The 22,634-nt window shown below is 30.8% G+C and carries 22 protein-coding genes and 4 pseudogenes; 7 read left to right on the forward strand and 19 right to left on the reverse strand.

Annotated features, from left to right (window positions below; translation table 11 throughout):
• Positions 1-33: 33 nt before the first annotated feature.
• Positions 34-243, forward strand: a pseudogene (locus F0362_RS27515) (DUF5065 family protein); the annotation flags it as partial.
• Between the two features lie 182 nt (positions 244-425).
• On the opposite strand, the gene F0362_RS27520 reads toward F0362_RS27515, so the two are convergent.
• The 3 genes from F0362_RS27520 to F0362_RS27530 all read right to left on the reverse strand — a co-directional run bounded on the left by F0362_RS27520 (position 426) and on the right by F0362_RS27530 (position 2,347).
• Positions 426-1,187 (reverse strand): hypothetical protein, encoded by a 762-nt coding sequence (locus tag F0362_RS27520; RefSeq protein ID WP_149890110.1) that lies wholly within the window; start codon positions 1,185-1,187, stop codon positions 426-428.
• Between the two features lie 271 nt (positions 1,188-1,458).
• Positions 1,459-1,638 carry a hypothetical protein gene (locus F0362_RS27525; protein ID WP_149890111.1) on the reverse strand — a complete coding sequence of 60 codons (180 nt, stop codon included), beginning with the start codon at positions 1,636-1,638 and terminating at the stop codon, positions 1,459-1,461.
• An 88-nt stretch (positions 1,639-1,726) separates the two neighbouring features.
• The gene (locus F0362_RS27530) at positions 1,727-2,347 is read right to left on the reverse strand and encodes an HAD family hydrolase (RefSeq protein ID WP_149890112.1); all 621 of its coding nucleotides are present in this window, start codon (positions 2,345-2,347) and stop codon (positions 1,727-1,729) included.
• A gap of 572 nt (positions 2,348-2,919) precedes the next feature.
• Between F0362_RS27530 and F0362_RS31055 the strand changes: the two are divergent.
• Both F0362_RS31055 and F0362_RS27545 read left to right on the forward strand, forming a co-directional pair.
• A pseudogene (locus tag F0362_RS31055) lies at positions 2,920-3,054 on the forward strand (transposase); the annotation flags it as partial.
• Positions 3,055-3,322: 268 nt separating this feature from the next.
• Positions 3,323-3,649, forward strand: a complete 327-nt coding sequence (locus tag F0362_RS27545) for an IS3 family transposase (protein ID WP_253265955.1) — start codon at positions 3,323-3,325, stop codon at positions 3,647-3,649.
• A 43-nt stretch (positions 3,650-3,692) separates the two neighbouring features.
• On the opposite strand, the gene F0362_RS27550 is transcribed toward F0362_RS27545, so the two are convergent.
• From F0362_RS27550 to F0362_RS27570, 6 genes are all read right to left on the reverse strand, one after another.
• Positions 3,693-4,268 carry a hypothetical protein gene (locus F0362_RS27550; protein WP_149890114.1) on the reverse strand — a complete coding sequence of 192 codons (576 nt, stop codon included), beginning with the start codon at positions 4,266-4,268 and terminating at the stop codon, positions 3,693-3,695.
• 654 nt (positions 4,269-4,922) lie between these two features.
• Complete coding sequence (locus F0362_RS27555) at positions 4,923-6,722, reverse strand: LGFP repeat-containing protein (protein WP_149890115.1); 1,800 nt, start codon at positions 6,720-6,722, stop codon at positions 4,923-4,925.
• 343 nt (positions 6,723-7,065) lie between these two features.
• Positions 7,066-7,284 (reverse strand): alpha/beta-type small acid-soluble spore protein, encoded by a 219-nt coding sequence (locus F0362_RS27560; RefSeq protein ID WP_001025758.1) that lies wholly within the window; start codon positions 7,282-7,284, stop codon positions 7,066-7,068.
• 64 nt (positions 7,285-7,348) lie between these two features.
• Entirely contained in the window at positions 7,349-7,543 is a 195-nt protein-coding gene (locus F0362_RS31060; protein WP_253265963.1) for a hypothetical protein, read from the reverse strand.
• Between the two features lie 82 nt (positions 7,544-7,625).
• A complete protein-coding gene (locus F0362_RS27565) occupies positions 7,626-7,922 on the reverse strand; it encodes a hypothetical protein (RefSeq protein WP_149890116.1) in 297 nt (98 codons plus the stop codon).
• Positions 7,923-8,555: 633 nt separating this feature from the next.
• The gene (locus F0362_RS27570) at positions 8,556-9,728 is read right to left on the reverse strand and encodes a tyrosine-type recombinase/integrase (RefSeq protein ID WP_149890117.1); all 1,173 of its coding nucleotides are present in this window, start codon (positions 9,726-9,728) and stop codon (positions 8,556-8,558) included.
• A gap of 403 nt (positions 9,729-10,131) precedes the next feature.
• On the opposite strand from F0362_RS27570, the gene F0362_RS27575 reads away from it, so the two are divergent.
• The 3 genes and pseudogenes from F0362_RS27575 to F0362_RS27585 all read left to right on the forward strand — a co-directional run bounded on the left by F0362_RS27575 (position 10,132) and on the right by F0362_RS27585 (position 12,511).
• Positions 10,132-11,133 carry a helix-turn-helix domain-containing protein gene (locus F0362_RS27575; protein WP_098009472.1) on the forward strand — a complete coding sequence of 334 codons (1,002 nt, stop codon included), beginning with the start codon at positions 10,132-10,134 and terminating at the stop codon, positions 11,131-11,133.
• A gap of 192 nt (positions 11,134-11,325) precedes the next feature.
• Positions 11,326-11,640, forward strand: a complete 315-nt coding sequence (locus F0362_RS31065) for a hypothetical protein (RefSeq protein ID WP_000589780.1) — start codon at positions 11,326-11,328, stop codon at positions 11,638-11,640.
• 163 nt (positions 11,641-11,803) lie between these two features.
• Positions 11,804-12,511 (forward strand): annotated as a pseudogene (locus tag F0362_RS27585) (IS6 family transposase).
• Between the two features lie 62 nt (positions 12,512-12,573).
• Here the strand turns inward: F0362_RS27585 and F0362_RS27590 are convergent.
• The 10 genes and pseudogenes from F0362_RS27590 to F0362_RS31475 all read right to left on the reverse strand — a co-directional run bounded on the left by F0362_RS27590 (position 12,574) and on the right by F0362_RS31475 (position 20,669).
• Entirely contained in the window at positions 12,574-13,905 is a 1,332-nt protein-coding gene (locus F0362_RS27590) for a nucleotide sugar dehydrogenase (RefSeq protein ID WP_098009470.1), read from the reverse strand.
• 88 nt (positions 13,906-13,993) lie between these two features.
• Positions 13,994-14,059 (reverse strand): hypothetical protein, encoded by a 66-nt coding sequence (locus tag F0362_RS31465; protein WP_353830767.1) that lies wholly within the window; start codon positions 14,057-14,059, stop codon positions 13,994-13,996.
• Between the two features lie 176 nt (positions 14,060-14,235).
• Positions 14,236-14,895 (reverse strand): citrate/2-methylcitrate synthase, encoded by a 660-nt coding sequence (locus tag F0362_RS27600; RefSeq protein WP_098009468.1) that lies wholly within the window; start codon positions 14,893-14,895, stop codon positions 14,236-14,238.
• Positions 14,896-15,168: 273 nt separating this feature from the next.
• A complete protein-coding gene (locus F0362_RS27610) occupies positions 15,169-16,002 on the reverse strand; it encodes a phosphotransferase (RefSeq protein ID WP_240522360.1) in 834 nt (277 codons plus the stop codon).
• On the reverse strand, positions 15,999-17,168 hold the full coding sequence (locus F0362_RS27615) for a radical SAM/SPASM domain-containing protein (RefSeq protein WP_253265956.1): 1,170 nt from the start codon (positions 17,166-17,168) through the stop codon (positions 15,999-16,001). The genes F0362_RS27610 and F0362_RS27615 overlap by 4 nt, the downstream gene beginning before the upstream one ends.
• Positions 17,161-17,613: an NUDIX hydrolase gene (locus tag F0362_RS27620; RefSeq protein ID WP_000089904.1), complete on the reverse strand. Its 453-nt coding sequence runs from the start codon at positions 17,611-17,613 to the stop codon at positions 17,161-17,163. Before F0362_RS27620 ends, F0362_RS27615 begins: the two co-directional genes overlap by 8 nt.
• A complete protein-coding gene (locus tag F0362_RS27625; protein ID WP_240522358.1) occupies positions 17,606-18,760 on the reverse strand; it encodes a DegT/DnrJ/EryC1/StrS family aminotransferase in 1,155 nt (384 codons plus the stop codon). Before F0362_RS27625 ends, F0362_RS27620 begins: the two co-directional genes overlap by 8 nt.
• On the reverse strand, positions 18,750-19,814 hold the full coding sequence (locus F0362_RS27630) for a hypothetical protein (protein WP_097825628.1): 1,065 nt from the start codon (positions 19,812-19,814) through the stop codon (positions 18,750-18,752). Before F0362_RS27630 ends, F0362_RS27625 begins: the two co-directional genes overlap by 11 nt.
• Positions 19,815-19,976: 162 nt before the next feature.
• Positions 19,977-20,440, reverse strand: a pseudogene (locus F0362_RS31470) (alpha/beta hydrolase fold domain-containing protein); the annotation flags it as partial.
• Between the two features lie 7 nt (positions 20,441-20,447).
• On the reverse strand, positions 20,448-20,669 hold the full coding sequence (locus F0362_RS31475) for an alpha/beta hydrolase (protein ID WP_097825630.1): 222 nt from the start codon (positions 20,667-20,669) through the stop codon (positions 20,448-20,450).
• A gap of 760 nt (positions 20,670-21,429) precedes the next feature.
• Here F0362_RS31475 and F0362_RS27650 point away from each other — a divergent pair.
• On the forward strand, positions 21,430-22,563 hold the full coding sequence (locus F0362_RS27650) for a nucleotidyltransferase domain-containing protein (protein WP_001060875.1): 1,134 nt from the start codon (positions 21,430-21,432) through the stop codon (positions 22,561-22,563).
• Positions 22,564-22,634: the final 71 nt, after the last annotated feature.

Genomic DNA, 22,634 nt, shown 5'->3' on the forward strand with positions numbered 1-22,634 from the left:
TTAAGAATTTCTCTTCAAAAAAAGAGAGCTCCAGGTGCTGTAAAGATATATTGATTTAATGAAGAGGAAAATGAAGTAGTAAAGTTGCAAAGATAAAAAACAATTTATGATACTGGTACTGAACATAATTATGGTAGATTTGTAACACCTATTACATCAGTTTATGAGCCTGGATCATATGTAGCTGTTATGAAACTTGGAGAAAGTTATTATTATGGTGGCAGCTTTAAAATTAAAAAATAATAGAAGTTAATTTCACTAATGATAATATTTTTGATATGATCAATGTATAATAAAAACATAACTCATGTAATAGTCTAGGCGGTATACTTAACCAACGGCCGCTTAGCTAATGAGTTATACCCCTTAGAAAAGGTACCTTGCAGCAGGGGTACCTTTTCTTTTATTTTCAGTGGCAAATTATTTTAAATTGTAGCTATATAGCTAAAAAGTATAATGATTAAATTGTAATTGAAGTGTAGTATGTATCCCATATGAATATTTTTAAATATTAGAAAGAAAATCATTTGAGCGATAGCTGGAATCCCAATGATAGTTAAACATTGTATCCAATTATAGTTATACGTAGAGAGATGGATTAATCCAAATGAGCTTCCAGATAATATTAAAGAGGCTGTAATTGAAGCTATGGGGCTTATTATGAAGGAGCGTATGATTTTATGCCAAAAGAACAATATTGATACAAACATAATGTTCTCTCCGATTAATTGAATTGCAATTCCAGGTGTTTTGTAAAGCAAATTAGTAATTCCTTCATTCCCAATAGGATTAGATGTTCCTTTGAATGTTGTAAAAGAAATTAGTACGGCTAAAAATAACAACATAATAGCATATATAATGAAAGCACAAAAAAAAGAAATTTTTAGTTGCTGGAAAGTGATTTTTTTAGAAAATAAACACCTTTGATCCCTCATTATAAATAGGAAGACTAATGAAATAGGAAAAGAAAAATAAACAGATTTAATTAAGTATTGCATCAGTATATCTACCTCATTTATATAATTAAGCATGAATGATGGAAAAGGTATGTAAACAGTAATAATACAAAATATGATAAGTATTAGAAACTGCAGATAAGTTTTATTTTGCACTAAGCAATCTAAATATGTGTTGGCAGCACTTAAAGCATTTAAGGACTGCTTAAACTCTTTAAAAACTGCGTTCATAACACGCCTCCATTTGTATAAAAGTAAATGCTTTTATTCCATCATCTTATATGCCATTCTTCCCTAATTGTATTAAATGTAATCTTATCTCTACACACATTATAAAATTTCACGTACCGTATTTATTAATTATATATAAAATATAGTCATCAAGGGGATTTCTATGCCAAAAGAAAAAGCATCCCTCTGGATGCCCACTTACCCTATTTATTAATTAAATACAGTTTTATCATGATTCTATAAGGGATACTTCTAAAAGATAAATTAATAATTATTTCTTCATTCTCCATTCAACCCATCTAATAAAACTAGTACTTAGTTGCTGTTCTTGCAACCAATCTTGTAGCTTTCTATATTCATACCAATATGTTTCCCTGTTTTCTTTTACAGACTCCAATTGGTTTAATTTAGTTGTAAAATATATAAATTGATCTTCAGTATATGCAGCCATACTTTTCACTTCCTTTTTTGTTCAGTTTAAAGTTACTTAATTTGTGGTTTTGTAATATCTAATCTAGTTAAAGTAAAGCATGAATCCTTTATATTAATCTTAAAATATCTTTTGGTTCTTCTAAAATATAATCAGCGTCTTTAAAAGCATCTTTTGTTTTTGATCCCCACGAAGCAAGAGCAAATTTCACACCAGCACTTTTTGCACATTGCATATCATATATAGAATCTCCAATGTAGATTGCCTCGTGACAAGGAACGTCTAATCGTTTTAAGCAGGCTAATAAAGGTTCAGGATGTGGTTTATGCTTACCCGTATCACTTGCGCAAATTGTATGTTCAAAATAACTACTTAAGCCAAATGGCTCAAATTCGTCTATTAATTCCTGTTTAGTTTTCGACGTCACAATGCCTAGTTTTATAGTACTTAGAGACAACATACCAATTATATCTTCAAGTGATTTAAACACAGAGACTTCATGATAATAATTTAATACAACTTTACTCCATTTTGGATGAATAATATCTATATTAGGCACATTCATTTTTTTTAAAGCTTCCTTCCCAGGGATACCCAGTGCAAATTCCAACGTATCTAATGTATAATCTTCATTTAATTCTTTCTTCAAAACCCATTGTAGCGATTTTAATATTGCTTTTTCTGTATCTAAAATTGTACCATCAATATCGAAGATAAGAGATTTAATCAAAGTAATCACTCCATTTTCAGTTCTATTCGAAGCTGATTTTTTTCACACTATTCAAGGTTTCCTTACTACATGTTCTCAAGTTATAAATATTCTCTTAATGTCCATTGTAGCAAAATTCCAATTGTTAGTTGTTTAATTTTTAGACCTAAAACAAGCATAACCCCGTTCTAAATTTAGGACGGGGTTAAAATATAGTTGTTTAATTTTCGATATAAGATACTTCACTGCACTCAAAATATAACAATAAAATCGTTTGAAAATCTAAGGTTCATTCAACAATAGCGCCCTTTACTGGAATAACTAAAATATGGCCTCAGTCCTAAAATCACTCAATTTTTCTTAAACCAAACTACCAGTTAGTACAATTAAAAAGCCAAATGTTATATGAAATTAATGTTTTGACTGTAAAATAAAGCATAAGCTTGACTGTAAGGTGTGAAGTAATTGGAAACGAAAAAGACTATGATTGATATTATCCCCTTTAGGTAGACAGTGTGAAAAAGACCATGTATACACATGGATGTTACACTATTACTTGGAGTGGATTTTTCATGGCCAAAAAAGGTACAACATTTAATACATACTCAAATGAGATAAAGTTATCAGCTGTTCAAAGTTATTTAAACGGTGAAGGAAGCTACGATATGATAGCGGAGAAATATCAGATTAGAAGCTCTACACAACTTAAAAATTGGATAAAAAAATATAAAGAATGTGGTGAAATTACAGATACTCGTGGGGAAAATAATAAAATGAAAGGCATACCGAACCCTTTAAAAGGCAAACGGATTCATTTTAAAACTGTTGAAGAAGAGCGTGATTACTATAAGGCTCAGGTTGAATATTGAAAAAAGCAGTATCCAAATCTGTAAATGGGGGCGTACTAAAATATAAAGAACGATATCATATCATTGAATTACTAAAGAGAAAATATCCAAGCGTAATGATAATGAACTTGTATTAGATACAATTGAAATGTTGGCACAAAAAAGAGATGTGCGTGGAACCATTCTCCATTCAGATCAGGGGGTCCAGTACACATCTCATGCCTACAACAAACGACTTTTCGATTTAGGTATCATTGGCAGCCACTCTCGCAAAGGAAACTGCCACGATAATGCCTGTATCGAGTCATTTTTCTCCCATTTTAAATCGGAGATGTTGTATTTGAATCATTTTAAAACAGAAGCGTATTTAATACAAGCAATTGAAGAATATATTTACTTTTATAACTATAAACGTTTCCAAAAACGACTCCACCATCGAGCTCCTATAGAATATCGAATCTCGATGGCTGCTTAGTCTTTTTAATACTGTCTACTTGACAGGGATAAGACCAGATCACTTATTCCTCTTGGTCTTTTTGACAACTGCAAACAGACGTCATATCTGTTTTCTTACACTCTGGGTTACTTTGACAGATGCCAAGAACGACATTACAAGTGGGACTTGTGCATGAACCTCCGCCAAAAAATCCTTTACAGCTACATGTAACTGCGAGGGGATGGAAGCCGCATTCTGCAGGCCAAGCAACCAAACCTCCTCTTTTAATTTCTGGTATGAAGTCATTGTCAAATACTTGCTTGGTTTCATTTAGGTAAGTTCTATTAACAAATGAATTTCCTTTTGGCACAAAAATAAGTGCCTTTCTCACTAGATCATTTGAACTTGTAAGTGAATCAACTTCTTCTTGGATGGTCTTAGGATCATTTAATTTTATAGCAAGATTATTTTCTCCGATTTTCCAACCAGACCCTAGATTGGTGAATTGTTCTACAATTTCATTATCTTTGAATCTATAGCTGGCAACATCCCAGGTTTCTTTATCAGCTTGGATAATATGCTCTGAAAATTGATTATCAACGTTGACATACATATGATAAACAGACTCTCCGACGATCGACAATTTGAAAAGCTTCATATGTAAAATCATCCTTTCGCTTTATTCAGAAGTATTATTCCAAACATAATACTCAATTATTCCTTTTTATAGGTTGCGGGATAATTTACCTACCTTTTTTACTATCCTGCCACTTTAGTTATCCTTCACAATCTCATCTATATTTGAACATATCAAGTTTTCTTTCAAGGTATTTTTCAATTATCTAGCCCGATTGTTGAATAACATGACTGACGTTTTTTAAACGACTTTATTGTCTTTTTACAAATTGAACTTTCATTACTATTTGCTTTTATATATGGCTAGATACTCTTATTCTCTTTTAAGTGTTAAGCTATTTGAATTTTTCATTAGAAAATTTATACTTTTTACTTTCCATGAGAAAGAAGTAATTACTAAAGTAACCACTTCTTTTATTTTTTAATATTCCATTCTACAATTTAATTATAAAGAGGTGATATAGTGATTAATAATCCAAAATACAACGAACTAAGAACACGCGTATTGAAAGAATCGGCTATCCTAGATTCTTGGGGGAAAATATGGTGTAAAAATAAATTTGTTAGTAGAAGCTAAATGAGGCATCATACTATTTTGGTAAAATTGCACGTTTATACACAATTTGGATACAAACTAGCCCATACCCTATACGATAATGAATTGTTTGAACTATAATTAAACTCCATTTTCAAAACAACCAGGTGGACACGGCTGATCTATAGGTACAAATACAACTGCATCTTCCTGTCTCCAATCACCTATTCCACTATCTAAGTATTCATGTTGGCAACGACAAGCTTTCATATTTTTACTTCCAAATGCCACACCGAGAATCGTAAGAAAGGTTAATACTGTGAGACCAGCAGTACTCGCCCAGAGTGCCAAGATGTCTCCAGGTCCATGGTTAACAGTTAAAGTCGCCTTCCAAGGAGCATTTCTAATTAACTCCCAGTTATCTTTTATGCGATTATCCATAGCATGCTTATTCCATGTATGAGCTTCATTACCGCCTAAAATTAAATCCCCCTCAACGTCGCCCTCCTCTTTAAATACTAAGACAGTCCCTCCAAACGGTCGGAGATCAATAGCTACCACCATCATAACATCGTAACTTAATATCCCTGTAGAACGTATACTTCCTTTAAATTGAAAACCTCCTGAGCTGCTTAATAGAAGATCTGCCCAACCATTTGCTGCTGCACCGTTTAAATGAATTACTCCAGTTTTAATCTCACGCGCATCTGAAGCGTCCCATACGAATTCGTTATTCTGCAGCTGAATGGTTCCTTTTTCAAAGCGAGAAAAGTGCCCCTTTTGATCAAAGCTTGGAAATCCTAAATAAGATTTTTCTGCACCAAGAGCTAGCCAATGCTCACGAATCTTTCCATGTACTTCATGAGCACCGCTTGGATTAGAAAAGTATATAGACCCGTTTTTAAAATCATTATAACGTCCAATTCTATTAGATGTCGGTAATTCATCAGTAACTGGATAACCAAGAAAGCTAGTTGGTCCACCTAAATAGAGATATTTTTGTAGGATTGCACCATAAACCCATTTTGCGCCTGTTTCTTGACTCCAATAAATATTCCCTGTGTTATACCGCTGAACAAATCCTCCTCCACCAGCTTCTACAACGTCAGAAACAGGAGATCTCAATCCTGGGGGGCCCTCGGTAGGTATCGCTACCTTATTTTGTATATCTTCGGAAGCTTTGATCTTTAGAGAGAATTCTTTAATTTCTAATTCAAATGGAACAAATATTATACGATCAGTAAAGCCCTCAATTGAAAGTTCAGTAGACAATGGACCTAACGGGGCATTGCGAACATCGATACGAAGTTTTAAGTTCGTGGTAACGCTACTTCCGCTTTGTACGATTAGTCTATGAGATGGTATCGTTACCCATGATTTAAATGCTTTCAATATAATTTCACTTGTAGGAGCAGAGTTAGGTAAACTCACACGAACTGGCAAGGAAACTTCCTGCCCTCTGTGCGCCAATATTGGATTTACTAAAAACTCAACTTGAATATTACCAATTATAAAAAGAAGAGGAACTTCTACTGGATCCCCTCCCCAGCCTTCAAGAACTAACTTAGCACTTTCTGAAGTCAACTCTGATGTGTTGGGTGCAGCAAATTCAATTACACCCGTGACATGAAGCCCACTCCAGACAAGTAAAGGGGATCCTGCTCCTACCCGATTCACTTCAACTAATTCTTGATAACCATTTTTTCGTGCGTTTGCACGCAAATGAGGGGGCAAATCATTAATTTCGTCGTTCGTATACCAACGCTGTTCAGATTTAAACGCGACGAGCTCACGAAGCCTTATATATGAGCCACCTCCGGAAATTGTCGCTACTAAACTCCCATTATTTGGGATGTGATTGACTACAAAGTCTTGGGTCACAATTTCACCTGGATTAGCTGAACGTCGAATACTAGAAGGCTCTACTATTTGAATAGACATACAAATCACACTCCTATATAATGCATTTTTACATTGAAGATAAAATCTAATTATATTTAATCATAGGAAAGTTTTTAAAATGAATTGAACATTTAATTATAACTACACCTTAAAAGAATATAAAACATGGGTTTTAAGTGAAATCATGTTTAATGAACTCCAGGCCTCTTTTAAGGGTTTTTGTGAGATAACATACTTATTGTATTGTAATAACGAACAAAACCTCTTAAAACTGAATATAAGAGGTCGTTTTTTTAGTTGCACGCACTGATTTTAAACGTATATGGAAATAAAAGGATAAATAATTAAACTCATGGATATTTTCCCCTTTTATTATTTTAACTTAGTGTAATCTGTATTGCCCTGTTAATTGCTCTTCAGCCATTCGAACTAAGCGCTTTGTAATTTCTCCACCGACAGAGCCATTTGCACGTGACGATGTATCAGGTCCTAATGTGACTCCTAATTCACGGGCAATTTCATACTTCATTTGTTCAATAGCACTTGCTGCAGCAGAAATAAGAATTTCATTTGTATTACTTTCGTGTCTTTGAATATTCATAATTGCACCTCCACTATATTTGTATATAACATGTGCTTAATTATGATATTTATACGTAAGTAGACTATTTTTTTCTAGTATTTTTAGGAGAATTCTTTTTCGTTCTCTCTTTTCCGTATTCCACTAACTGAATTTGAAACACATCTGAATCCTGAATTCCTAACACATTCATTTCTTCTCTAAATGAACGCCAGGACGCTACCTTTATTGATTTTTCTTGGCCATTACTTAATGTGTAGATTCTTGAGTATTCTATAATTACCCCTCCTCAAATGTTAAATAATCTACATTGCACTTCAGTATAACAATAAAACCGCCTGTAAAGACGGTTTCTCTTTGCGTTATTTTTTTATGGCTCTACGTTTTCTTATTTTCTCTTTAATATATTTTATGTTACGTATGCCTAGACGGATTGAAGCGAAGAAAAGGTAAATCATTATAACGATGTAAATTACTAACCAACTCGTATAAATAAATGTACCTTCAAATCCATTTTCGGTAAGCCAGTGAGTCACCCATATTCCACCAAAGTAAGCTGGGATTGTTAGTAAGCTTACATCTTTAGGATCTGTCGCAAGATAAATCATTAAAAATAGAAAAGCGAGTGCCCCTATCGTACTAACATTTTCAATAATCATTTTCAAAAACTACCTACTCTATAATTTATATTATATCAATAATTTACTATCTTACTCCCATATTGTCACTGTATTCTTGATTACTGCTTCTTCTTTCTGCTGTCATATAACGACTTCCCTATCATGATGATAAATATAATAAAAATAGTTATATAAGGATTATCAAAAACTAGGAAATATATGCTAACTACAAACATAAATGCTAAAATTAAATATCCCAATTCCCCCACCTCTTCACCCAAAAATATATTCATACTTTTAATTCTTATTTAATCTTTTAAAGCCTGTTTACCTACTTTAAACAGGCTCTTTTATTTTCATAAACCTCAAAAATAGACAGTAGCAATGAAATTAGATAGGAAAATACCTAATTTTAAAAGTCCGTTTGCTTTAACTATTAATCATTGAGGGATTGGCTCTCTACTGACAGAGCCAATCCCACGTGCTAATGTATCTATTCCAAGTGTATCTCCTAATTTACAAGCTGTCACTAAACTTAACTACAAAAGTACTTTTGATTGAATGTATTTTTTTATCAATAGAATCTACTTTCTTATTGTTTTTTCATACGAATAAAATCCTTATTAATCATATAAAAAACACATAATAAAATTAGGTTCTTATATTAAAATTTTACATCAACATATCCGCAAATGAAGTCCCCACATTATTCTTTCTTTTCATATGCTTCTCTAAATAGATTTTTGTTGTTTGGATATTTTCGTGACCTAGTGTTTGCATTAAATGATATAGATCCGCATTTCCTTGTTCAACTGCCATGATTGCAAAAGCATGACGGAATGTATGTGCCGTTACAGGATTTTCACGATACTGTAGAAAATCTAAATTTGTCTTTTTTATCATGTCTGTTACCTGGTTGGATAACGTTTTAGGATTATAAAAGTTTCCTCTTTGATTGATAAATACAGGACTTTCATCTCCCCTATCCAATATAGTTTGGAATCCTCTTCTCCGTCTCATTTCGTTAATACATTGGAATAAATGCTCAGGAATGAAAAGTTCACGTGCTTTATCTCCTTTTCCTGTAACTTTTAACCAATACTTTCCGTCATAATGTAAGTCTTTTACTCTCGCGGTGCACAATTCTTGAATTCTTGCACCGGTACTTGCCAGAGCTAGTAAAATTGTATAGTTTACTAAATGCCCTTGTTCTTTATAAAATCCTAAAATTTTCATCACTTCATCATAGGATAGGTCCCGATTTGGCCGATCCTGTTCATTTACATTAGCGCGCTGCAGTTCTTCATGAAGAGGCTTTTCAATGTAAGAAAATACGTGAAGATGTTTTAGAAAAGAACGAATGAGCACTGTTTTCTTTGCAAGTGTTGCGACCGCGTACGTATCTCCATTTCTACCGTTCTCTACCTGCTTCAACCAAGCATTATATTTACGAATATGCCAAGGTTGCAATGTTTTTAATAAAGAGTCGTTTTGCTGTACCTCTTCCCCATTCAATTCGAATTCCTCTGCGTGCTGCACCATGCACTGACAAAATGACAAGATTTCGGACACATAACTCTTTTTCGTATCCTCTTTTCTATTCTTTTTTTCATCCATATCTTTTTGTAAATGCACAAAATGATAAATGACTTCTATATCACTTAAATACGTATATTTACTCTTTCCCTCTTTTTCTGCAACCTCCATCTTCTCTTCCACTTTATCTACATAACGATTGTTATGCAGAAATGGAATGATACCACTTATATTCTCTACATATGTATCCATATACTTACTTTGATTGTTTATAATAGTTACATTTTCTTTTGAATTGTTATTACCCATAATTTGAATTCACCTCTCCTATTGAAGATTATGAATATAATTCTCTTTATTACCTATAAGTATTATTTTATTTCACTTCTATCTATTATACAAATCATAATTCATTTTCTTTCTGTAAGAATCCTATATTCTTCTCTATTTACCTATGTTTATATTTTTTTATAATTTATTAGTAAATAGATATTTTTTAATCGTTTATTATTTAACATTAAAATTACATTTATAATAAAACCAACTATAAAAACTTATTAAAATATAAGACAAACTACAGCTATTTTTAAATTATAATAATGTATAAGAACTTTAATAAATTCTATTTCTTATTTTAAGTATAAATCATATTCTGATATGATATAAACATATCTAAAATACTAGTAAACAATAGTTAAGGAGGTATCCTTTCATGACACAGGATTTATTATTTATTACAAGACCTACAGTAACGACAAAAGAGGCAGCAGACTTATTAGGAGTAACCGTACAGACAATATTAAAGAAAGAAAAAGATGGATTAATAGAATGTGTATATAAAAATAACTGGAAACAATTTGGAAGTAAGATTTTCTATTTGGAGGATATTGAACGCTTAAAAAATAAAGCAGAAGTTAAAGGCCTTAGCACAAAAGAAGCGGCTGAAATTCTTAATGTAGCACCATCTACTATCTTTACATACATCAAATCTGGAAAATTACCTGCGACAATGGTAGAAAAACGAGGAAAACAAGTATATCTTATCGATGAAGAAGAGCTAGAGATTTTTATGCTTGATTATGAAAAAGCTAAAACAAAGGAGCGAAAAACATTCATCACTAAGATTCAAGATGAAGATATATATCTATATCAATTATTAAGACATCTACATACCGGAAAAACAGCTAGGGTAATAGAGGTCAATGGAGCAGATGGAAAAATTCTTACAGAGGATGAAGAAATTTTCCCACTATCCACTTATAAGGAACATGATTATTCCTTTGAACCTCTTCAAAAACAAGCGGTAATTACAAAACGTGGGTATTTATCTTTTTCATTTAAAAAGCCTCAATTATATAATTCCATTACTTATAATCTAATTAACTTATTTTATAAAGAACTTGGTGTCACAAATATGCGATTGACTATTACATCAGATACTATCAAATTAGAAATTAAACCTTTCGTATTACAAGTAGAGCCATTACAATTTCAAGAAGAGATTAAATACTTACATTCTCATATGATATCCGGCACGATACTTCCACATGTAGAAGGGATTTACTTTAAAAGTAATGTAGAGCCATTAACTTTTCATGCAGATCATGAATTCAAGCAAAAAATAGTGCAAGTGGCAGCGGATGCAGGTATGGGACAGGAAGAATTCTTATTGCAAGCTGTAAAATCTTATATAAGAGATTTAGAACCACGATAAATATTTATTAAGAAAAAAAAGCGTAGGAATTGAATCTTTCTACGCTTTTTAAAGTATTCAATTTAATTACTCATTTCCATGAAATCACCCTATGCACTATCAACTTAACAGGAATGTTTATTAATTTAAATCAAGACAATCTTTGCATAAAAACCATATATACTAGTAAACATACTTAAAGGAGAACAGAACATGATAAAACATATACTCAGTTTCATACTTGGAACATTTGTTATGATAACTGGTTTCTTTTGGGTTATTCCCTACACCCTCGAATCAATTGACAGTAATGTAAGCTATATTACTCGTGACAAAAAGTATTTTAGTAAGCTATATGAATATGACATTAATCTGTGGATAATTGCAATCCTTATATTTTGCATTTTTTCTACTATTTCTGTTCTTATATTAAAGTCACCTAATTATAATAGGAAAAAAAGCACTCATATAAAAAAATATAGTCAAACAAATCAACGAAAAAAAGCAAAGAGAAGGCTTCGTAAATAATTGTTTTCTTATGTTAAGAGATAATAAAGCTGTTTAATTATTTTTGAACTAACAGTGCAGGATAGTTCAATAGGTTCTGGTGCAAAAACTTCAAAATATCTAAAAAAAGTCTTTCAGACTTGGACATACTGATACTATTACTCTAAAAAAAGATGTGATTGGTATGGAAAAGCAAAATCTATTCAAGTGGAAACATTATCAACCGGATATTATTTTATTAACCGTGAGATGGTACCTACGGTACAACCTCAGTTTTCGTGATTTAGTCGAAATGATGGAAGAACGCGGGCTATCCCTGACTCATACAACTATCATGCGATAGGTTCATCATTTTGGTCCCGAATTAGATAAGCGAGTACGACGTCATTTTAAGTCAACCAATGATTCTTGGCGAGTCGATGAGACTTATGTGAAAGTCAAAGGTCAATGGATGTACCTATCTCGTGCTTTTGATTCAAAAGGATATACAATTGATTTTCATTTAAGCAAAACAAGAGATCATAGGGCTGCAAAGCGTTTTTTCAAGAAAGCTTTGCAGGCTTTCCATGTTTCAAAGCCCCGTGTGATTACAGTGGAGAAAAACCCGGCCTATCCTATAGCGATTGAAGAGTTGAAGACAGAGAAAAAGATGCCTGTGGGCATCCAAATAAGGCAGGTAAAATACCTTAATAACATTGTAGAGCAAGATCATCGTTTTATTAAAAAGAGAGTTCGTTCAATGCTAGGGTTGAAATCTTTTCGTACAGCTAAATCTATTCTTTCAGGAATAGAAGCGATACATATCATTAAAAAAGGCCAACTTATTTTACGGGACAAGTCTGTCCAAAATGAAGTGAAGTTAATTCATCAACTATTCGGAATGGCTGCATAAGAATAGATTTCATTAGGAATCTATATACCTCTTTCAAATAAATACAATCTTTGCACCAGAACCTATTTTTTAATATCTACACCTATTTTAATAATTTTCGGATCATCAAACTCTTTAAAAGCGTTTCTTGTATCTACTATTAGCTTACTATTCTTAACCACCATATTGCTATCATATGCCTTATGATTAGTAATTAAAATTATACAATCATATTCAGATAGCCTTGAATATTCTAATTCAACTGAAGAGACTTTTTCCCCGTATTTATCTGTAAATGAGCGAGCATGTGGGTCATTATATTCAACACAAGCTCCACTATCTCTTAATAACTCAAAAACTTCTAAACCTGGTGATTCGCGTAAATCATCAATATCCGGTTTATATGCCATGCCTAGTAACAATACTCTTGAACCCATTATAGGCTTTTGGTGGGTGTTTAAAGCATTACTCACTTTGTTATAAACATATTCTGGCATTTGTTTATTAATTTCCTGTGCAGTATCGATAAATCTACTAAAGAAATTAGAGCCTTTCGCCTTCCAAGCTAAATACATAGGATCCAGTGGAATACAATGTCCACCAATTCCTGGACCAGGAGTAAATTTCATAAATCCAAATGGCTTTGTATTAGCTGCATCAACTGTTTCCCAAATATCAACCCCTAATTTATCACACAACATAGCCATCTCATTAATAAAAGCTATATTAACACTGCGAAATGTATTTTCAAGAAGTTTACTCATCTCTGCAACTTTGGGCGATGAAACGGGAACTATAGTATTAATAAAATTACTATATAAATCTACTCCCAATTTGGTACATCCTTTAGTAGTTCCACCTAATACTTTAGGTGTGTTTCTTGTATTATAATACGTATTTCCTGGATCTATACGTTCAGGAGAAAAACATAAGAAATAATCATCTCCTACTATATAGCCTTGATTATTTAATTCTTGTTCAATTAGTTCTTCAGTAGTTCCAGGATATGTAGTACTTTCTAACGTAATTAGTAGACCTTTATGCATATATTTCTTAATTTCATTCATAGCAGCAATAATATAGCTCATATCTGGCTCCTGAAACTTAGTTAAAGGAGTTGGTACACAAATACTCACTGCGTCTAAATCCTTAATGATTTCAAAATTACTAGTAGGAGTAAAATTACATGATTTTGTAATAAATTCAATTTCTTCATTGCTAATGTCCATAATATAAGAATTGCCATTTAAAAGTTGATCTATCTTTTTATTATCTAGGTCAATCCCATATACAACATAACCAGATTTTGATAACTCCACTGCTAATGGTAATCCAACATAACCTAACCCAATAACCCCTACTTTTGCATTATGATTTTTTATTTTTTCTCTTAATTGCCTATAATAATTATTCATATTTAGTTCTTAATATCTCCTATATATAATGATTCTGATCGGAAAATTGTATTATCTCTACTTTGCTCTAAAATATGTGCATTCCATCCTACAATTCGGCTAACCTAAAAGTTGGTGTGAAAAGTACTGGATCTATATTTATAGTATTCGTAATAAAGGCTGCATAAAAATCAACATTTGTATATAATTTTTTATTGGTTTATACTCCTTTAGGAGTTGTAGCGCTAATTTTTCAATATAAAGCGCAAATTCTAGGTATGTATCATTTTCTTTATATTGGGATATAATCTCTTTGAGCATTTGCCCTCTAGGGGCGTTAGTTTTATATACTCAATGACTAAAACCCATTATTCGCTCTTTATCCTTCAACTTTTTTCGCATCCAAGATTCTGCATATTTCATTTTTTTTATCTCATTTAACATATTAAAAACAACTAAAAGAGCTCCACCGTGTAATGTTCCCTTCATAACTCCTAATGCACCGGCAACCACTGAAACCATGTCAGTTTCTGTTGAGGTAATTACTCTTGCCGCAAACGTTGAAGCATTTAGTCCATGCTCCATTGTTAATATCATATAAGTCTCTAATACTTTCGAATGGATAGAAGAAAGTATTTTTCCAGTTATCATATATAAATAATTTTCGATGTGATTGAATTCTTGGCTTGGCAATACAAAATCTAAATTTTTTTCTTTTCTATACAAATTGGCTATAATAACTGGCATCGCGGCAGTTAATTGGATTGCCTCATCTATAGTCGGTCTAGATTTAATCTCATTTGTATTAATAGAAGAAATAACCGTTCGAATTTTACTCAGCATATCGATTTCTGTGAGCAGCTTTTCAATTAATTTATATACATATAAAGGTGATTTTCTATATATTTTTAGTGTTTGAGAAAAAATATTGAGTTGACTTTGGCTAGGTATATAACTATGCCATAATAAATATACGATTTCTTCAAATGAAAATCTCATTACTAAATCCATTGATTGAATATCCTATATATATTAGTTGCCCCTCTTCTCCATTAATACTACTTATTGCGGTCTTAGTATCCACAACACCTTTTAAACCCTCTTGAAGTATTTCTTTTCATCCTTCTTTAAATATTCTTGAGCCTTTAATAATGAAAAAATAGAAGCCGAATTTTCTTAGAGTAGAAAACCCGGCTCATTTAATTCAAAAAACGAAAATATATTTCAAAAAATGTAAGTTATCTCCTTATATGAGAAACATCTAAAATTAACTAAAGAAAACTTTTAGATTAGAGAAACTATTTTATTCAAAGTGTCAAAATGAGTAGAGATAAATTTCATTCTTATTAACCTTTTCGTTTGAAATTGGACATTGTCTGTTTCATACACAGAATAGTCTTTCAACAATATTGAGAAATAAAATGAAATCATCCACTGTTTCTCTTTAATAGAAAAATGTTGGAGTACATTATATGATTTTAAATATATTAATAAGTTTTGAAAAATATTCTCTTTAGTATCTTGACTAATATTGATTGACTCGAAAAAAAAGCGCATCACTTCATATATTCTTGGGAAAGAGGAAGCTTGGTCATAATCAATAAGGAATAATTTATTTTCACTTTGGATTATATTATTGAGATGCATGTCACCATGAATGACATCCTTTGTAAATAATATATTTTGAACAGCGACGATTTTTTCTTTATTTAACATGAATATTTTTTTGTATTCATTAGTATAAAGGTTCTCTTTGAGGTTATTTAAATCTTTGACAACCTTAGTTAGTTCAATATTTTTGATTTTATTAATTAACCTACCCTTTGGATAATCATTAACCTTTCTATGAAAATCCCCTAAAAAATCACCTAATGTAATATAATCCTTTGCGTTAAGCATAGATACTTCTTTTATATGTCCCTCTATAAACTTATATATTATTTGACATGTCCCGTCATTATTATGTTTTAAAGTAGCGAAGTTACAAAACCCTTTTTCAGCACAATAATTAGTGAAATCCAGTATTTTCTGTACTGTTTCAACATTGTCTTTCTTATAAGTTTTGATTACGTTATCCCCTTTTTTTTCTAGTAAATTTCCTGAATAACCTTGATTCATTTTTTTTCAAATTTATAAATCTCGAGTGCTTCATTAATACCAGTCGATATATCGTCACTTTCTGTTATTGCATCTAAAAGATTATTAGCTCTAGTCTTGAAAGGATCACACATCTTAGGACATAATTCTTTTATATCAAAATCTTTATTAGCGTTTTCCCAAATTGTTTCAAAATCATATTTTAAGACATTGTCATATCTAACGCCATCTATAGGCGGATGGTAATTACATGCATAAACATTACCATCAGAACTTACGTTTGAAACCAGTTTATTTATTGTACATTTATTAAAAGTTCTAATTTTATCATTCTCTTCTAATTTATGAATTGTTACCAATTTAAAGTAGCCATCTTCAAAGTCTTGTCGAATACGTTCAAAATTCCTTTTAATTTCTTTAATCATTTCATCGTCTACATTCAATCTTGAAGCAATATCTGTCTTTATTCTAAAATTATGTACTCCAATTGACTTTAATATGCCTGCTAAATCATACATTTCTTTGTAGTTGTATGCATTAACTATGAATCCGATGTTAACGTCTAAATTGGAATTATATTTCTCTCTGTTATCTATTAACATCTTTAAGTTATTAAGTATTGTTTCGAAATTTTTGGTTTTTTTATCTTCAGTTTTTAAGAAATCATATGTAGAGCCATTCCCTGCATCTAGACTAACTAGTATGTAATTCATCTTAAGTATAGTTTCCATATTGTTTTTATTAATTAATAGGCCGTTGGAAAACATCCCAACTTTTATATCATTTGTAGCCAAATATTCAATTGTTGGAATTAAAGCCTTTGAAGCCATCATGGGCTCGCCTGTTATTCCAGAAAAGCTCACTTTTTCAACTCCAAATTTTTCTTTCTTTCCATCAATAATATATTCTTTTTTATAACTAACAAGAGACTTTGCTAAATTCATTAAATTTTCTGGTACAGTTAAGGCATTTTTTACATTTGTTGTTTCTTCATTATCAACATTTTGTCCTATGCACCATTTGCAAGATAAATTACAAGTTGCAGTAGGATGAATTAACACTTCATACGGTGGTAAAACTTCCCCTTGAAGAATTAACTCTAATCTTTTTCGGTGCTCCATTAGTATTTTCATCTCATTAAATTCATGGGGAATATCATTTCTAATCATTTGTTTTAATTTAGCCATTGTTTACTTCCTCCAACCTCGTTTTTAACTCCCATAATGCAGTTTTATTACTATCAAACTGTAATAATTCCACGGCTTCATCGTAGGCAACCCACTTAAATTCAGTGTGTTCATCACTTAATCTAATTTCTTCATTTGATAGTTTTACTGCAAATGAATGTTCAGATACAACATATAAATCATTCCATTTATCATTATCCTTAAAATATTTTTTAGGGACGCTGCAGCAAGTATCTAAGTGCATTAATTCATTGTTCGAGAAACTAATTCCAATTTCCTCTTGGACTTCTCTGAGTGCACTTTCTGCTAGGCTTTCCCCAAACTCTGCGCCTCCTGATACAAATTGCCACCAATTCATATCCTCCCTTTTTAGTATACAAAACTTTATATTCCCTTGATCTATGATAAAAGGAATAACAAGAACCTGTTTGGGCTGCCTAGACATACAATTTACCTACCTTTATAAGAGAATCTGTAATATAAATTTCCTGCTCTTCTGTGAGGTTAGGGTGAATAATCACACAAAAAAGTCTATCTGCTATTTCTTCAGAATTTTCCAAACCATCAAAACTTGCATTATGTTTAATAAAATTATTTGTTTTATATGTAACATTATTAGCTATGCAACTTCCTACGCCATATTTATCATATAGAACATTCATAATATTATCCCTATCATCTTTACTCATGTAATTTGGGAGTATTATAGAATACAAATAGTAGGTATTAAAATACTTATTATTATTTACAGGTAAAATCCAATCGGGAAACTCTTTTGATAAAATTTCAGTTCTTTTTACAGCTAAATTTCTTCTTAAAGAGTTATTAAAATCAAGCTTTTTTAACTGTTCTATTCCAATAGCAGCTTGAATGTTAGTCATTTTAAAATTACTTCCCCATATTTTCCCCATACCAAAACTTCTGTACGCTTTAATTTTTTCTGCTAAATCTAAATCGTTAGTTGTAACCATTCCTCCTTCCCCCAAGGTATTCATTTGTTTTTTTCTTTGAAAACTAAAGAAAGTAGCCCACGATAAATTTCCTGTTTTTATACCATTTACTGCACTTCCACAAGATCGAGCGGAATCACTAATTAATTTTATTTGTTTACCAGTTTTCAAAGAATAATCATTTAATTCTTTCAGTATCTCGTTCTCATCACAGCCTAGACCATTCATATGAGTTATAACAACAGCTTTAGTTCTCGGTGATAATTTTCTTTTCAAACTATCTATGCAGATATTTAGATTATTAGTAGAGTCGCATAGAATTAATTTTGCTCCTGTGTTAATTATTGCAGAATGTGTTCCATGAAAATTAATTACTGGTGAAACTATCTCGTCGGTGGGCTTACAATCCAAAGCTTTTAATATCAAGTCTAAGGCTGCACCACCTCCATTTATGGCAATTGAATAATTACACCCTATATATTTTGAAAAAGCATTTTCAAATTCTGAAATTTTATCTTTGTAATCATGTAGATTCCAAGAATAAAACTTTTCTAATTCCTCCAAAATAGCTTCTCTTTCTTCATCTCCATAAATTGAGCCTGGTGAGGGTTCTCCTATACTTAATTGCTTGTCAACAACCATGGTTTAATAATTTCCCTTCTATAAAATTCCGAAATTCACTCTCTAATGATTCGTTATAACCTAATCTGTATACTGGTACACTATTTTGTAATTTCAAATTATTATTGGGTGTTCCTAATAGCTCTTTTTCTAAAAATAAATATTCGTTACAAATAGTATCGAGAATTTGAGAATTAAGGAATTGATCTCTTTGTTCGCCTTTTAGTTCATTGATTGATAAATGTTTTAATTTTTTATCGTAAAATGGATTAATAATCATATCAACTTTCGACTCGAATTTAAAGTTAACATTTAAGAGTTGTGATAGTTCTTTAACACTTAAATATAATTTAATATCACATTTGTCAATTCCCCCATTAATTGTTTTTTCATCCAATGAAAGGGAGTTAAACTTAGAAAAGAATTCTTCGTTATCTGTTCTATTAGTTTTTAAACTAACACCATTAAATTTTTTCAATATTGTTCCCACACGAAGCCCTGCTGCTATAGGAAAGCTGATAACATTCATTCTACTTTCTGCATTTCCTTTAATTGCCACCTTGTCGTTAGATACGAAAATACCTGTAAACATTTGAAGTAAGTTAATCAAAGTAGTCGATTTTCCAGCAAACTTATCTCCAGTAACTGCGATACCTTTACCATTTATTTCGGCAAAAGCTGAATGAAAGAATGTATACCCATCTTTTATAACAAGAATTTGTATTAGTGTTCTAATAATTCGCATAACAAAATAATCAATAGTATTATTCATATTATGAGAAAGATAGTCATTTGAAACTATATTTATAGTTTTTTGTCCTTTTCTTATAGATACGTAAAACACTTGATTTTCTACTATTACTTCGTGGTACTCTTTATTATTTTCACTCAAATAATCGTATGTAGTTTGAGTATCATCATAAGTAATTATCCACTTATCTTTTAATTTATCTCTCTCTACATCTCTTATTATTTTTTCATTTGAAAAATAATCCTCTATCCAATCAACTAATAAGGGATATTTAGTTTGAAAGAAGACTTCCCAATCGAGATAAGTAATATTATAAGTATTCATTAATGTCTATCTCCCTAAGCTATGGTTTATATGAATATAAAAATTATAAACATACTTACTCATTGTATCCTTATAATACCAACTATTCAATAAAATTCTAAAAAAATATTTAAATAAATATAAGGATTCAAAATTTATTTTCATAATTTAAAATTGAGAATTTTAATTGCAAATCAAAATTCTCAATTTAACGATTATATTATCTAATGATTCCTTAGCAAGTTTAGACTTTTCTACCATATGAATAAAGCTATGAACTAAGCTATCAAAACAAAGGTATTCAACTGGGATATTTGCTTTCTCTAGATGTAATGCATAAAGCTTTCCATCATCTCTCAGCGGATCTAGTTCAGCTGAGATAATGAGAGGTCATTTGCTTTTGCTAATAAAGGGGAGGCGTACAACTCTTGACCTTGGCTCTCATCTTCTAAATAATGGTTCCAAAAGATCTCCACCTTTTCTTTTGTGAGATTAAAATTATAGTTAATATTATAAGATTCAGTATTGTAGTTAGACTTTATCACGGGAGTTATGAGAATTTGAAAAGCTAGTTTAAAATCCTTAGTATCTCTTAGTTTTAATGCAACTGCTGCAGCTAAATTAGCACCTGAGCTTTCCCCACCAAATGAAAGGTTACTTGCTTAAATTTCTATATGACCATTTAACTACCATATAACAGTCTTCTAATGGAATAGGGTAGTTACATTCAGGGGCCAATCTATAAGAGACCGATAATACTAAGCAATTCACCTCTCTAGATATATGGCTACATATATAATCACTGCTGTCTAAATCACTAAAATCCCAGCCCCCTCCGTGAAAATATACAAACAGTGGAAGGTTCTCATGAATTATTGGTTTTTATATCCGTACGGGGATATTATAGCTATCACTATCAATCATAGTGTTAATGATGTCTAAACCTTCATATGACGGTTTAGAGAAAAATTTTCTTGCTTTTTTATCATAATATCTCATTTGTTCAGGCTTAGTTTCCTCTATTAATTATTTCTTCTCTTATGTCCTTCAATAGTTTACTAATTTCAATATCAATTGACATAGCTGTTTCTCCTCAATATAGTGAATTTAGTTAATCTAATTTTTGAATTTGAGCTCCATATTATATCAAATGTTAATTTTTTTAAAAACTTTCTTAATTTAGTTAGTTTTTTGTTTAAAACATTCTAGAAAACATTAACAAAACCAAATTAGTTAAATTATTATACTAAGATAAAAATGGTTCAACTTAAGAAAATATATTTTGCAGTCCAAGGCATTTAGATTAATTTTTCTATCGTTAACAAACGAATTAATTTTAATATATAGATTATTATATATTAAAATTAATCTTCTCATATAAAATCAAATTTATCTATATCATAATCTTTAACGTAAATAAATGGAAATGATTGTTTTAAACTTTAAAAAGCTATAGAATTTCATCTTAATTAGATTAATTTTTGAAAGCTTTGGTTGTAATAAAGAGACATTTTATACTCAGTAAAATAATGTTTGACAATGTAAAAAAAACAAATTACCATAAAATGGTCAAATAATAAATTCCAATATTATGAGCAATAAAGTATTTAGTATGTAAAAAATAAAGGAGATATTCATGAATAACAAAACTTTAAGAGATGAATATAAATTGGTTATATTATTAGCAAAAAAAGATCTAAACTCACATGAAAGAGAATACTTAGTGGATTTACTTCATAAAAACCTAGAGTGGGACAAAGTTATTGGGATGTTGGAAATGCATCGTGTGGCTGGAATAGCATGGTTAAATTTAAAACAATACTTTTTTAACGAAGATAGTAACCGATGCTCTTTCCCAAGATTATACAAATACCTTAAGAATGCTTATTCCTCACAAAAATGCAGAGCAGACGAACAGTTTAAATATACATCTGTAATCTGTGAATCATTAACGGAGAACAAAATAGAATATGTTCTATTAAAGGGTATCAGTTTATCTAAATATATTTATGAAGATTTTGGACTTCGTGACTTTAATGATAATGACATTTTGGTTCATCCTAATGATATTGAGCGAGCTAAAAGTATAATATTATCACTTGGATATGAACAAGGCGAATATATACATCATAATAAAATAATAAAACCCAATCGTAAAAAAATACTGGTAAGAAAACTTAGTTCACATGAGATAGTTCCACTTGTAAAAAATGTTGCGGATAGTGAACATTTTCTTACTCAACACATAATTGATCTTCATTTTTCTGTTAATTTGATGACTAAAAATCACAACATCAATATTATTGATGAGCTTTTTGCAAAAAAAGTTGAAGTAGAGATAAATAGTCAAAAGATATTTATGTTGAATAAAGAAAGTTTACTAATATTTCTAGCAGAACACTTTTATAAAGAAGCTATTTGTTACAGGGATGTTAAAAAGCATAAAGATTTGCTTTTATATAAATTATGTGACATCTATTATTTACTTACTAAAGAAGAAATAGATTGGAATTCGGTACTTGCTTTTGCAAAAAAATATAATTTTGAAAACCAAATATTCTTTGCACTTAGATATGTTCAAAAAATATTTGATACATCCTCTTTTGATTGGATTTTAAATAGCTTAATTGTAAAAGAAGATACACTATTAAATAATGTTTATCACTATGATAGTGATAATCTTGCTTTCGTTTACAGTGATGGGAACTTAATTGAAAGAATGTTTGATATCTATAAGGTAAATAAAGAACTAATTAACCCTAAAATGTAATTTAGAGGAAAGTTTTAAGTTGTCTATTATTTGTTATTCACTAAAAACAATTTTAAAAATAAAAGGGAGAT

The sequence above is a fragment of the Bacillus sp. BS98 genome (genome assembly GCF_008432245.1).
Taxonomy (GTDB): domain Bacteria; phylum Bacillota; class Bacilli; order Bacillales; family Bacillaceae_G; genus Bacillus_A; species Bacillus_A toyonensis.